Below are 13,204 nucleotides of genomic sequence, written 5' to 3'. Positions count from 1 at the left end.
ACGGTCGAAAGTCTCTGCAGCTACTACGGGCAGGTGTTTGCGTTTTTTTCGAGGTTCTGGATATTAGGATAATTCGGAGATAATTCACTACCTTTGTTTTATGAATACTTTTGACGAAGCCAGGAAATATTTCGAAAAGTTCGTGCAGAACCATTCCCGTGAATACTTCGAGAGTATGAAGGAATACGGTAGTCGTTCGTATGGAGAATTTATAAACAGCAGTGAAATCATCCAAACATCACGGGATATTGCTCATAATTTAAGGGAGGAGTTTTGTGATTTAGAGATAGGCAATCATTTTGTAAGCCCGAAGCATCTTATCGATACCGTCAAGAACTTAAAGAATTATCTTCAGTCGAAAGATGCTGTTTTCAAAAAGACGATCGATTACTATACTAAGCGTGAAGGATCGCTTCCACTGCCTGTTTCCGGCATTGAAATCATGCGTCAGGAAACAATCGAAGCTTGCAACCATTTTTTGAAATTAGTGGACGAGGAGCAGCAGAAGGATCAGGAACAGGAGCAAAAGAATGCCCATAGCCGGGACGACAAGCCGCTTCAAGTTAATATCAACGTGAATAACCAAGTTCAGGCGCAAGCCGCGGCACAGGCACAATCCCAGATTCAAAATAACGCGGGAAAGAATAGCGATGACTATGCGATTGTCGTAAGGTACATGGAAAATATAACTTGCAAAGAATTATGGAAATTACTTGGCCGGGTTAAAGTTAAATCTCTGTGGTCTATTATTACGGCAGTTAGTTTTATATTTTCGGCTGGTTATGGGTTCTGTTTTGTTGTGAATAAAATGAAGGATTCGAAGCCCGACAGTGTGCAAACAGTAGTTCCATCTATCCCCCGTGTTTCGAATTTGCCTTCTGAATCCGAAGAAAAGAATAATATGCTTGAATTAGACATAACGTCGGATGAAGCTGTAGCTGTCTGGGGAGGGGAAGTTATGATAACTATGGAATTCAACTCTATTTATAATAACCTGATCTTCTCAGGCATAGTTGGCTGGACAAAGGCCCCGGAATCCAGTCAACCGTATTATTCAGAACAAGAATGTCCGGTAAAAAAGGGAGAGAAAGTTGTTATTAAAAGAAAAAACGGTGAAAGATGGGTTATAAATATCCTGAGAACGGGTGTCAGTTCGGTTAAAATAGCCATGATTCCCTATATACTGCCCCAAGAACTGAAACCTGTAAAGTGATTATTATATGATACCGTCAGAGCCAATGGGCATGAGTTGCCCCGTATGCAGTGGTTATATTCCTTTATCGGTAGAACAATTACTCAAGGCTGATAATATCGTCTGTCCGCATTGCGGCCTACGGTTGCATGTTGACCGTCAAAAGCTGGGAACAGGGGATAAAAAAATCACCTAATCCGGGCGTGTACCGGAGAATCCAAAATGTAAGCTGTCTATGACAGCTTTTTTTGTAAGCCTGCTTTAAGTTTTGACGGGTATTATTTCAAGTGCCGGCGTTTTTTCTTCTTTTTTCTTCGTTGGTATTCCTGCGCCCATTCATCCCAATAATCGGGTCTGGATGCCTCGTTGAGCAGCACGGAGAATAAATCCAGGTCCGGGAATATGTCGGATATGGCTCCAAAGTCGTGCGATTGCTGCGTGAACCAGTCATTTCCCGTGTCGGAGCTCTGCTGCGAACGCTCCGCACGGTTCTGAGGCTCAGTGGCCGGAGCCTTGGTAAACAGTTCTTGGAAGCGGTTGGCCGCAAAAGCCTTGTCGAGCCGGGAGCCGTTTATAACAAGTCCGTTCCTATGGTCGATGAATGTAACGCCGTAGATTCTGTTTTCATGTTCGGCGCTTCGATGGAAGACTACTGATATTCCACCCGGACGTATCGCCGCTGCAAATTCCTCAGTAGTCCGGGCGGTCTTCATCGCCTCACGGATTGTTATCCGTGTCGGCTCCAACTTCTGTTTGTTACCGGCGATCCATCGTTTGGTTTTGCTGTATTCCTTTTGCAGTGCCTTATAGCCGAATTTCTTGCTAATACGGCTTGACTTGATGGGTTTTCCTACCCGTTGGCCGTGTTCATCCAAGGCTCCGTATATAATGCCGGCATAGGGACGGCCTTCGACTTCTCCCTTGCATTCCTCCATCCAGATGTTGAAGATTTTCAGCAGGGTCGTAAATTCGCCTTTAGAACTGAATCGGTAGCGGTCCGTCAGGTTGTTGAGTACGGAAGATAGCTGCGCTTTGAGGTTGCTCTGCGCGTATTCGACCTTGCGCAGTTCCTCGAAAGCTGCGGACTGCTGGCCCTGAACGGTCGGAATAAGGTTGAATTCGCGTTCTATTTCTTCGGTCAGGGCCTTCGATCGTTTCTTGTATTCGAAAGAGTCGATCGTCGTGCCGTCGGGTTTTATCCGTGTCGAAACGATGTGGTAATGCTTGCGTTCGATGTCGTTGTGTTCGAAAATGACATAGGGCTGATCCCCATAGCCCATGCGCTCCATGTAGTAATGAGCTATTTCAAGCATTTTCATCTCGTCTATCCGGTCTTTTGGATTGGGGTTTAACGAGACATGAAAGACCGGTTCCCCGAGTCTGGGCCGGGGATGCGTCATCCAGGGGCGGAATGCTTCGCTCAGGCGGCGGATGTCGATCTTGCCGTCTTGGGGAACGATGGGCAGGTTGTGGCACAGGACGACCCGTGCTTCGCCTTTGTCGGTCTTGAACTTGTTGTAGAAAAGCACCCCTTCGATATGTGCGCCGTGGTTTATTCGGGCAACCATTGTTTGCGCAGTTCTTCGGTCAGGGATGCGATCTTTTCGCTCAGGGCTTTGAGCTGGCGTGTGTAGCCGATGAGCATGTCGAGCTGCACGGGGATCGCCTGCTCCGAAAAGTGGGTGTTCACTTGCTTTACGATCTGGTTATAGTTGTTCCCTATTCGGGAGAACTGCCAGTAGAAATCATTCAGCCGCGCGACATATTTTGCGCCTGTAGGATCGCTTTTATAGACCCGGAACTCTCATCCGAACAGACGTGCGAGGATGAATTTCGAGATGTTTTCCCGGTAGCCGGCTTCTTCGAGCATCTTCCGGAAATGTAGTTCCTGTTCATCGTTGAGCTTGAAATTATACCTGTGAGTTTTGGGGTCTTTGGCCTTCGGACGCCCCGATTTTCCATTTGCCATAGTAATTTTTTTATAGGTTATGCGACTTTGGAGCGAAAACCAGCCCGGACGACTTCGGAGTCCGGGCCTTTTTGTATGCCGCAAATATTTGCGGCATACAAAAACACAGCTCGCTATCGGCAGGCGCCGATAGAATCCGCTTATTCAGCGGATTATTCCCGGCGGCGGCCAGCGTGCCGCCGCTCATCGGATGCGGTATCGTTCTCATGTGCAATGTTAGGGATAAAAAATCAACTGCACAAGAGACGATTGCGGACTGGGAGTGTCATTGAGTGACATACTGAATCAGGGCTTCGATTCCTGCTTTTCTTTGTGCCGGATGATGTGGATGCGTGCAGGTCGCTGTATGAATTGAGGTCGTTGGAAGCAGGCCGTTCATGCAGTGAATTCAGTTCACGCACTGCATTCAGTGAATACGATGCATTCAGTGAAATGAATGATCGGGGTTCACGGCGGTCATTGCCTGCATGCAGTGCAATGACAGCATTCCACTCAACGGAATCAATATATGAATTCAGCTATGAAAAACAAACCTCATTTCATCTCTATCTGCAGTCAGAAAGGCGGCGTCGGGAAATCTACTTTTACAATTCTTCTTGCGGGAATGCTTCATTATCGTCTCGGCCGGCGTGTTGTAGTCGCGGATTGCGACTACCCCCAGTGGAGCATTCTTGAACAGCGCCGCCGGGAGTTGGAAATCCTCGACCGCTCGGATTATTACAAACTGATGATGATTCGGCAGTATAAAGCTACAGGGCGGAAGATTTGGCCTGTACTTGAATGCCGGGCCGCCACAGCCTTGACTACAGTTAAAACCTTCCTCGATTCTACTGATGAGGAGTACGATTACGTTTTTTTCGATCTCCCGGGCACTACTGCGACCAAGGGGGTTCTACCCCTTATTGCCGGCTTGGAGCGGATTTTCATCCCGCTGAAAGCTGATAAGATGATTATGGAGAGCAGTGTAACTTTTGCCCGCACCATTGCGGAGTCTTTTATTCCCAGCGAGAAGTCGGAAATCAAAGGAGTGCATCTTTTTTGGTCGATGATCGATCGCCGTGAACGCACGCCACTATACGATCTGTACGAGAAGGCTTTGGCCGCATTCGGGCTCCCGATGATGCAAACCAACATCCCGCAGCGCCTTCGTTTCAGTAAAGAATTGCGGCCCGAAGGCGGCGCTATATGCCGTTCGACGCTTTTCCCCGGTGAGCGGTCTTTCGTTGCGGAGTGCTGTCTCGATTCTCTGTGTGCTGAAATCTGCAAAATCGTCGAGGAGGAATAGGCATGGCAGGAAAGAAAAAATTGGAGGAGATTGATCTTGATGAAATCCTCCTGCGAGAAGTGGCGTCGCGCCGCAGTCCTTCGGGCTCCGTGCTGAATAATCCCACGGCGCAAACCGGCAAGACCGACTCTGCGAACAGAACCGAAGAGAATGTACAGCAAGAGGTGAAAGGGGCTGTTACTGAACAAAGACCTCCTCAACCAGCGAAACCTCGCCCTATATCGAGCTATGAGCGGCTTTTCCTCTGCGAACATGTCGTGCAGCAGCGCAGTGCAATATACATCAGTTCAAAGACTAAAGAGAAACTCTCAGATGTAGTACGCCGGTTGGGATGGAGCAGGATTTCAGTCACATCCTTTGCCGAAAATATCCTTGCCCATCATCTTGAATTGTTTCGGGATGAGATTAACAGATTGCATCGTCAGAAGAATACGAAAGACATATTGTAGCATGAAGACAATCCTAATAATACTCTTGGGAAGCCTTTCTACATATCTCTATGTAGACAAGTTCCTGTTTAAAGGAAAACTCGCACAACTTTTCTTTGACGGATGGCGGTCTTTGCTTCGGGAATGGTTCGGTCCTATACTCCGATTTTCCTGCCGCAGTTCGCCCGAACAACCCTTGGCGTCTCCCGAACAGGAGGTAATATCTACGCTGACGGACGATAATCTGGTTGAAAAGAAGCGGTATGTTTCACGCCAGAAAGAGCCAACGGGTGACATCGGCCCGAAAAGAGAACCAAAAACTGCCGGGGATGATACATTTGCAGCCACGACGAAGGTTGAGCAGGAGCCGCGGATCATGGAATGGAGGGCTCCGGCCTTTCAGAGAACGCAGACACCCCGCCCTGCAGAAAAGAAACAGCCGCAGAGGTGGGAAGACAAAGGTTTTGCTGCGGCGCGATTTGTTCCTGTCAATGGCGGTGACGGAGAGGAGGAGATTATCGAGATCATCGATGAAGAACAAATTCGCCGGGAAGTTGCCGAACAGTTGGAACTTGCACAAGCCGATGAACAACGGGACCTGCTGGAACCTACGGATGAAGAGAAGTACGGCATTGATAATTTCGATGCAGGTGCTTACAGTTAAATTGTTAAACCCAAAAACTACGAAGCGATGAAAATGCTCTATTTCGATTCAGGCTGACTGACCTGAACGCACTAACGAAGACTGACGACCGCAGGCCGCCAATCTTCCGAAGTGCGCGGTCTGCGGTTTTTAATAATTTTAAAACGCAGACATAAAAAATGAATAAAAAACTGATTTTGACTTTGATGGCCGTCGTTCTTGCCAGCGCAGCTATGGCTCAGGGCAATGGTATTAAAGGCATCACGGATGCCACCTCAATGGTTACGAGTTATTTTGCGCCTTTAACGAAATTAATTTATGCCGTAGGCGCTGTCGTTGGCTTGATCGGCGGCATCAAAGTCTATCAAAAGTTCTCGTCGGGAGACCCGGACACTTCAAAAACGGCTGCCAGTTGGTTTGGAGCCTGCATTTTCCTTGTAATCGTGGGTGTCGTTCTCGAATCGTTCTTCCTCTAACGATGGCCGAGTACATGATTAATAAAGGCGTTGGCAAACAAGTTGAATTTAAAGGACTCAGAGCGCAGTATGTCTTCATTTTCGCCGGAGGATTGTTAGGCGTATTTGTCCTTTTTGTCGTCTTGTACATGATGGGCGCACCTCCTGTAGTATGTATCACCATTGCATTGGTATTGGGTACTGCGCTGGTCTGGTTCACTTTTCATTTGAACGCCGAATATGGGGCTCACGGGCTGATGAAACTTGCTGCGCGGCATCGGTTTCCCCGGAGGATAAGTTCTCGGAAAACCCTTGTAAGGCTCATCGCCAGAACGAGCGGAATCCGGGACCTTTAGCTGTCGATAAGAGGTTCAAATGCCTGAAAAGGATTAATATCCCAAACACTTATGAAAAGCATTTTGAAAAAAAATACATTGGAAGATAAGTTTCCAATCATGGCTGTCGAACATGGCTGCATCGTCAGTAAAGAGGCTGATGTAACGGTCGCATTTCGGGTTGAACTGCCGGAACTGTTTTCCGTGACCACCAAAGAATACGAAGCGATTCATGCTACCTGACTGAAAGCAATCAAAGTCCTACCCGATTACTCCGTTGTTCATAAACAGGACTGGTTTCTGTCGCAAAAGTATCGGCCGGAGAATCGGGATGGCGATCAAAGTTTCCTCTCCCGCTCTTTTGAACGGCATTTCAATGAACGGCCTTACCTTGAGCATGCCTGTTACCTTTTCCTGACGAAGACAACCAAAGAGCGTATCAGCCAGCAGAGCAATTTCACGACGTTGTGCCGGGGTTTTATCATTCCAAAGGAGATTCGTGATCCCGAAGCTATAAGCCGTTTTCTGGATGCCGTAGGTCAGGCCGAGAGCATTATCCGTGAAAGCGGTCTGATTGGAATCCGGCGTCTTACGACCGAAGAGATTCTTGGGGATGAAAAGACTCCGGGAATCCTGAACCAGTATTTCACGCTCAACTTCGAACATTCGGTAAACGAGGATATAAAGCTCGATCCGGGGCGAATGATGATCGGGGACAAGATCCTCTGTATGCATACGCTCACCGATTTGGATGACCTGCCCCAGCAGGTCGGAACGGACACCCGTTACGAGCGGCTTTCTACCGATCGCAGTGATTGCCGTCTTTCTTTTGCCGCACCCGTTGGGTTGTTGCTCGGATGCGATCACGTTTACAATCAGTTTATCTTTCTGGAGAACCACGAAGAGATTCTCGAACGCTTCGAACGCATGGGACGTAATATGAATTCCTTGTCGCAGTATTCCCGGTCGAATGCCGTGAACAAGGAGTGGATCGATCTGTATCTTTCGGAAGCTCATGTAGGTAATCTTCGTTCCGTTCGCTGCCATTGTAATGTGATGACTTGGGCGGAGAATGAAGACGATCTCAAGCGTATCCGCAATGACGTTGGAGCCCAGCTCGCACTTTTGGGTTGCACGCCCCATCACAATACGGTTGATGTTCCGGCATTGTTCTGGGGCGCTATTCCGGGTAATGAAGCGGATTTTCCCGCTGAGGAATCATTTTATACCTTTTTGGAGCCGGCTTTATGCTTTTTCACCGCAGAGACAAATTACCGCAGCAGTCCGTCACCCTTCGGGATCAAAATGGTCGATCGGCATACTGGAATTCCCATACATCTCGACATCTCGGATTTGCCGATGAAACGAGGTATAATCCAGAACAGAAATAAATGTATCGTCGGGCCTTCGGGGAGTGGCAAGTCGTTTATTACCAATCATTTAGTTCGTCAATACTGGGAGCAGGGAGCGCATATTGTACTTGTTGACACTGGTAATTCGTACAAAGGATTGTGTGAACTTGTGAATCAAAAGACGCATGGGAAGGACGGCATCTATTTTACCTATACCGACGAAAACCCGATCTGCTTCAATCCGTTTTATACGGATGACGGGATTTTCGACATTGAGAAACGAGAGTCTATCAAAACCTTGATTCTGACTCTGTGGAAACGCGAGAATGAACCGCCGACGCGGGCCGAGGAGGTAGCTCTTTCCAATGCCGTTAATCTCTATCTGGCCGAACTGAGAAAGGATTCTGAACTGATTCCTTCGTTTAACACGTTTTATGAATTCGTGGGCAGCGATTACCGGCGGCTTCTGCGGCAGAAAAATGTCCGGGAAAAAGATTTCGATGTCGATGGATTTCTCAATGTGCTTGAACCCTACTACAAGGGTGGCGAGTATGACTATCTTCTCAACTCCGACAAACAGTTGGATTTGCTCTCAAAACGTCTTGTGATCTTTGAGTTAGATAATATTAAGGATCACAAAATCCTATTCCCGATCGTAACGCTCATCATCATGGAAACCTTCATCAATAAGATGCGACGGTTACAGGGCGTGCGAAAGGTTATTCTCATCGAGGAAGCGTGGAAGGCTATCGCCAAGGAAGGTATGGCGGAGTATCTGAAATATCTCTGTGCGCCCGTACAAGCTGCTTAGTAAATATCCCACTGGCAAGGGATTAGGTAAGTGTTCTTTGAAAAACCTATCATCACCCGACTTATCCGAAAGGGAAACCGGACGGGGAGTGTAGCATGTCGGGAACGTCGTAAGTCAGTCAGTTACCAGACTGCCACTGAACGGCAAGATGAAACGATGGATATGAGGATGAAAACCGAATTGTTTGAACGACAGTCCGAGCTGCTCTACTTGAAGGCTATGACGTAAGGTAACTGAAATCGTCATACTGCGGTACTGCTCCGGTGTATAGGTACGGACGCAAGCAAGAACTTGCCGCAGAGCAACCATGATAAATGGTAAAGGACGGAAATCGCATCCGACAATCCATCATGCCAACAGTTACTAAGTAAGTAAACGGGGATTACCTAAACCGGAACGCCGTAAGGCTATGAGGTGCAGACCTCTGAATATCCGGCACGGTAACGGAGCCTCCGTAGTAGTCCGGGCAGGGTAACGCCCTGCACATGGCGAAGGGAGGCAGCTAATTTTCTTTAATACAATTTAATGGATAATGTGAGAGACATTATGAGAAGTCCGGAAAGAGTATTAAACAGTCTGAACGAACACAGTAAGGATTCGAGCTACAAGTTCGAACGCCTTTACCGGATTCTGTTCAACGAAGAGTTGTTCTATGTTGCCTACCAAAAGATCGCATCGAACGGAGGCAGTACGACCAAAGGCTCCGACGGTCGCAGTATCGACGAGATGAGCCTTGCCCGGATCGAAACGCTGATAGCCTCGTTGAAAGACGAAAGTTATCAGCCTCACCCGTCGCGGAGGGTGCATATCCCGAAGAAAAACGGGAAAACGCGCCCTCTGGGAATACCGGCTTTTGAAGACAAGCTGGTGCAGGAGGTAGTCCGCATGATTCTGGAAGCCATTTACGAGGGACATTTTGAGACCACCTCGCACGGTTTCCGACCTAAACGGAGCTGTCACACAGCATTACTTCATATTCAAAAGACGTTCAGCGGGGCGAAATGGTTTATCGAGGGCGACATCAAAGGGTTCTTCGACAACATTGACCATGATGTACTTGTCGGAATCCTGCGGGAGCGCATTTCAGATGACCGTTTTATCCGTCTGATACGGAAATTCCTGAAAGCGGGATACGTCGAGGATTGGACGTTTCACAACACTTACAGCGGAATGCCGCAGGGAGGTATCGTCAGCCCGATTCTGGCGAATATATACCTCGATAAATTAGACAAGTACGTGAAAGAGTATATCCGACATTTCGACATGGGAACCAAACGCAGGCCGGGCAAAGAGAGCAACGATTTGGCCAATGAACGAAAACGGACTGTGCGGAAACTGAAAAAGATAAAAGACGGGACTGAGAAGGCGGCTTTGGTCGCAAGACTCAAAGCCATCGAACAGGAACGTGCAGCATTTCCAAGCGGAGATGAAATGGACGGAAGTTACCGCAGGCTCAAATACATCCGTTACGCCGACGATTTTATTCTGGGTGTAATCGGTAGCAAAGAGGATGCACTGCGGATAAAGGAGGATATTAAATCATTCCTATCCGAAAGCCTCGCCCTCGAACTGTCCGAAGAAAAGACGCTGATAACCCATACGGGTAAATCGGCGAAATTTCTCGGATATGAGATTACGGTAACACGGAACAATCATCAACGACGGGATGTGCAAGGACGTCTGCGACGCACCTACGGCAAGCGTGTCCGGCTGAATGTCAGCATGGCAACGCTGCGGGACAAACTTCTGGAATACGGAGCTATGGAAATCAAGCTCCGCAACGGGAAAGAGATTTGGAAACCCAAATGCCGTTCAGGATTGATATTCAACGACGATCTTGAAATCCTCGACCGATACAATCGGGAAACAGTGGGATTTTGCAACTATTACCTGATCGCCAACAACTGCGTCGTACTGCACAACTTCAGATATATCATGGAGTACAGCATGTATAAAACATTTGCGGGCAAATATAGGAGCACGGTACGAAAAATCAACAAAAAGTACCGTCTCAACAAACTGTTCACCGTAAAGTACGAGCAGAAAGGGGTAATCAAGTCCCGAACCTTTTACAAGACAAGTTTCAAACGCCGGACAACGGCGTTCAACGGAAGCTGCGACATCGAACCGTACTCTATTGCAGACGTGAGCCGAACCAATTTGACGGACAGGCTCAAAGCGGAAAAATGCGAATTGTGTGGGGCAACGGGCAAGCTGATTATGCACCATGTCCGCAACCTCAAAGACCTGAAAGGGAAAGAGAGTTGGAAACGGCTCATGTCAGCCCGAAAACGCAAGACCATTGCGTTGTGTCCGAGTTGCCACAGGCTGCGGCATCTGGGAAAAGTTTAGACTGAAAAAAAATTAGTGGAGAGCCGGATACGCCGAGAGGTGTAAGTCCGGTTCGGGGGCGAGTTCTTGGAAACCTGCCGTAGAAATACGGTAAGGCGCCGGGTGCTTAGCCTACATAAGACTGTCCGCAAGTATTTTGGAGAAGCTATTACCGTAACGCAGGAAGTCGATGATATTATTTCTTCTTCCATTGTAAAAGACTCGATCATCAACAATGCAGATTGCAAGATTCTTCTCGATCAGCGTAAGTACATGACAAAGTTCGACGGCATCCAAAGCCTGCTGGGACTTTCGGACAAGGAGAAGGCCCAGATCCTATCTATCAACCTTTCGAACGATCCCTCGCGGCTGTACAAAGAGGTGTGGATCGGTTTGGGCGGGGTGCAATCCGCAGTCTATGCTACGGAGGTCTCGGCAGAGGAATACTTGACATACACGACCGAAGAGGTTGAGAAAGTCGAGGTTTTCAACCTCGCCAAGAAGATGAACGGAGACATCGAGGGAGCTATTCGTATTTTGGCAGATAAGAGGCGCAATTCAGAATAACAAACGATCATGTTACAGAAAACCGAATTATCCCGAAAGACGAAAATGTGGCTTTGGGCTATCACAGGTCTCTGAACGTTTATAATCTGTGCAGCTTCCCTCGCATGGTGGTCTGCATCCCATTGTCGGAATAAGAATGCCGCGTTATGCGGGGTATGAGATGCTGTTCTTCCGCGTGGAAGGCTCACTATTTCGCGCGAAGATGACCATTATATAGTTGTCTTCGGGGACTCAAAAGATACTTGGTATAGGTTGCATCATTGGCTAAGGCCCTATTATTTTCAAGACGGAAGGCGGATTTATGTCTGGCTCTCGGAATCAGGGAATAATTTACTACTCGTGCCAGGGTGTAGTTATCGCAGAATAAAATCAACACAAATAACCCAATAAAAACTCAATGCTATGGATAAGAAAAATAATAATCCGGAAAAATTCGCAGAACTTCTTGCTGCCTACCGGAAAGGACATGCGGAGCAGGGGCAATTCCTGTCGTATGTGGATCGATTAAGCGCACAGGTGCGTAATAACACGATTTGCGGCAGTTGGATCGCTCAGGACGGGGGCTGCTCGCTGCTGATTCGCAGTATCGAGGACGGTTTCTCCCTCATGCTCTGCGACAATACGCGCTGCTACAAGACGATTATTCGCCAGATGACGGCCCTCGCTCAGGGACGCCGTGTGGTGATTGTTTCCGAGGGACCGGGCGGAGACATTACGATCGGCAAAGACGGGCTGCTTCGATGCGGAGCCTACGGTATTTTCCGTAGTGAAGAAGACATGCTCCGTGAGGAGATGGATAGCGAAATGGAATTTGCAGTACGGTCGGCAACCGAAGACGATGGGACGTTCTAAGGAAATACTCGATTTATTCGAGTCGCTTATAAAGACGATACGGTCGATGCGGGGGCAATATTTACTGCAGACCGCATCGACCCGTGAGCTGCTTTGCGGTGAATGGGAACGTAAAGACTCTACGGTTTCTTTCAGAATCTATATAGAGGACGGGAAGTATTATATCGAATTCCGCTATGGGAACAAGATTAATAACTATAAGAAATGCCTATCCTCTGAGCTGCTGGAAGATAAAGAAGGGAATCTCTATGCCGATTTTATGAATCAGGGCATTGGTTACGATCCCAAACAGGATTTGCTTCTGGTTGAAGACTACGGAGCGTTCAAACGAAAAATGGAAACAGAACATGAAAAATAAAATTAGTGTTATGCTGGTCGCCCTCGTCCTTATTTCGGGGGCGGCCCGGGCCCAGTGGCCTGTAACGGACCTTGCCGGTTTAACGCAAAGTATCATCAATTCGTCGAATGAGATGGTGCAGACATCCTCTACGGCACAGACGATGGTTCAGAATTTTCAGGAGACTCAGAAGATTTATGACCAGAGTAAGAAATACTATGATACGCTGAAAAAAGTAAAAAACCTTGTTCGCAGCGCCCGGAAGGTCCAGCAGTGTATTCTTTTTGTGGGAGAAATTTCGGATATGTATGTCTCGAACTATCAGCTCATGCTTTCCGACAAGAACTTTTCCGTGAGGGAACTTGCTGCTATCGCTTCGGGATATACACGAATTCTTCAGGGAAGTGCCAACACGCTAAAGGATTTGCAGGGTATCATCAATCCCTCGGATTTGTCGATGACGGACAAAGATCGCTTGGATGTGGTTGATAAAACCTATGCCGAATTACTGCGGTTACGGAATTTAACGAGCTACTATACCCGGCAGAATCTTTCTGTGTCCTATATAAGGGCGAGGAAGTCGAATGATATGGAGCGGACATTATCCCTGTACGGCACAGATGAGGATAAGTATTGGTAATAAAAGA

The 13,204-nt window shown here is 47.8% G+C and carries 11 protein-coding genes and 3 pseudogenes; 12 read left to right on the top strand and 2 right to left on the bottom strand.

Annotation, left to right across the window (positions count from 1 at the left end; translation table 11 throughout):
• The first annotated feature begins 100 nt into the window (after positions 1–100).
• Complete coding sequence (locus ALFI_RS10590) at positions 101–1,213, top strand: hypothetical protein (protein ID WP_014775799.1); 1,113 nt, start codon at positions 101–103, stop codon at positions 1,211–1,213.
• Between the two features lie 257 nt (positions 1,214–1,470).
• Here the strand turns inward: ALFI_RS10590 and mobB are convergent, their stop codons facing one another.
• Both mobB and ALFI_RS10580 read right to left on the bottom strand, forming a co-directional pair.
• The gene (mobB, locus tag ALFI_RS10585) at positions 1,471–2,760 is read right to left on the bottom strand and encodes a conjugal transfer protein MobB (protein ID WP_014775798.1); all 1,290 of its coding nucleotides are present in this window, start codon (positions 2,758–2,760) and stop codon (positions 1,471–1,473) included.
• Positions 2,745–3,161, bottom strand: a pseudogene (locus ALFI_RS10580) (plasmid mobilization protein). The gene mobB and the pseudogene ALFI_RS10580 overlap by 16 nt, the downstream one beginning before the upstream one ends.
• Positions 3,162–3,681: 520 nt before the next feature.
• Here ALFI_RS10580 and ALFI_RS10575 point away from each other — a divergent pair.
• From ALFI_RS10575 to ALFI_RS10515, 11 genes and pseudogenes are all read left to right on the top strand, one after another.
• Positions 3,682–4,446, top strand: a complete 765-nt coding sequence (locus tag ALFI_RS10575; protein WP_014775797.1) for a ParA family protein — start codon at positions 3,682–3,684, stop codon at positions 4,444–4,446.
• Between the two features lie 2 nt (positions 4,447–4,448).
• Complete coding sequence (locus tag ALFI_RS16215) at positions 4,449–4,895, top strand: DUF3408 domain-containing protein (RefSeq protein WP_052312789.1); 447 nt, start codon at positions 4,449–4,451, stop codon at positions 4,893–4,895.
• Position 4,896: 1 nt separating this feature from the next.
• Positions 4,897–5,538: a hypothetical protein gene (locus ALFI_RS10565; protein ID WP_014775795.1), complete on the top strand. Its 642-nt coding sequence runs from the start codon at positions 4,897–4,899 to the stop codon at positions 5,536–5,538.
• A gap of 158 nt (positions 5,539–5,696) precedes the next feature.
• Positions 5,697–5,993 (top strand): DUF4134 domain-containing protein, encoded by a 297-nt coding sequence (locus ALFI_RS10560; RefSeq protein WP_014775794.1) that lies wholly within the window; start codon positions 5,697–5,699, stop codon positions 5,991–5,993.
• A 2-nt stretch (positions 5,994–5,995) separates the two neighbouring features.
• Positions 5,996–6,328, top strand: coding sequence for a DUF4133 domain-containing protein (locus ALFI_RS10555; RefSeq protein ID WP_014775793.1), 333 nt, complete (start codon positions 5,996–5,998; stop codon positions 6,326–6,328).
• A gap of 51 nt (positions 6,329–6,379) precedes the next feature.
• Positions 6,380–8,461 (top strand): annotated as a pseudogene (locus ALFI_RS16615) (TraG family conjugative transposon ATPase); the annotation flags it as partial.
• A 555-nt stretch (positions 8,462–9,016) separates the two neighbouring features.
• Entirely contained in the window at positions 9,017–10,822 is a 1,806-nt protein-coding gene (locus ALFI_RS10535) for a reverse transcriptase domain-containing protein (protein WP_014775792.1), read from the top strand.
• Positions 10,823–10,933: 111 nt separating this feature from the next.
• Positions 10,934–11,368: pseudogene (locus ALFI_RS10530) on the top strand (TraG/VirB4 family ATPase); the annotation flags it as partial.
• 402 nt (positions 11,369–11,770) lie between these two features.
• Positions 11,771–12,220 (top strand): hypothetical protein, encoded by a 450-nt coding sequence (locus ALFI_RS10525; RefSeq protein WP_014775791.1) that lies wholly within the window; start codon positions 11,771–11,773, stop codon positions 12,218–12,220.
• Positions 12,207–12,578, top strand: a complete 372-nt coding sequence (locus tag ALFI_RS10520) for a hypothetical protein (RefSeq protein ID WP_042493584.1) — start codon at positions 12,207–12,209, stop codon at positions 12,576–12,578. Before ALFI_RS10525 ends, ALFI_RS10520 begins: the two co-directional genes overlap by 14 nt.
• Positions 12,568–13,197 carry a DUF4141 domain-containing protein gene (locus ALFI_RS10515; protein ID WP_042493581.1) on the top strand — a complete coding sequence of 210 codons (630 nt, stop codon included), beginning with the start codon at positions 12,568–12,570 and terminating at the stop codon, positions 13,195–13,197. Before ALFI_RS10520 ends, ALFI_RS10515 begins: the two co-directional genes overlap by 11 nt.
• Positions 13,198–13,204 lie beyond the last annotated feature (7 nt).

The sequence above is a fragment of the Alistipes finegoldii DSM 17242 genome (assembly GCF_000265365.1).
Taxonomy (GTDB): domain Bacteria; phylum Bacteroidota; class Bacteroidia; order Bacteroidales; family Rikenellaceae; genus Alistipes; species Alistipes finegoldii.
The sequence above is the reverse complement of the archived record's forward strand: the minus strand, read 5'-3'. Positions and strand labels throughout refer to the sequence as shown.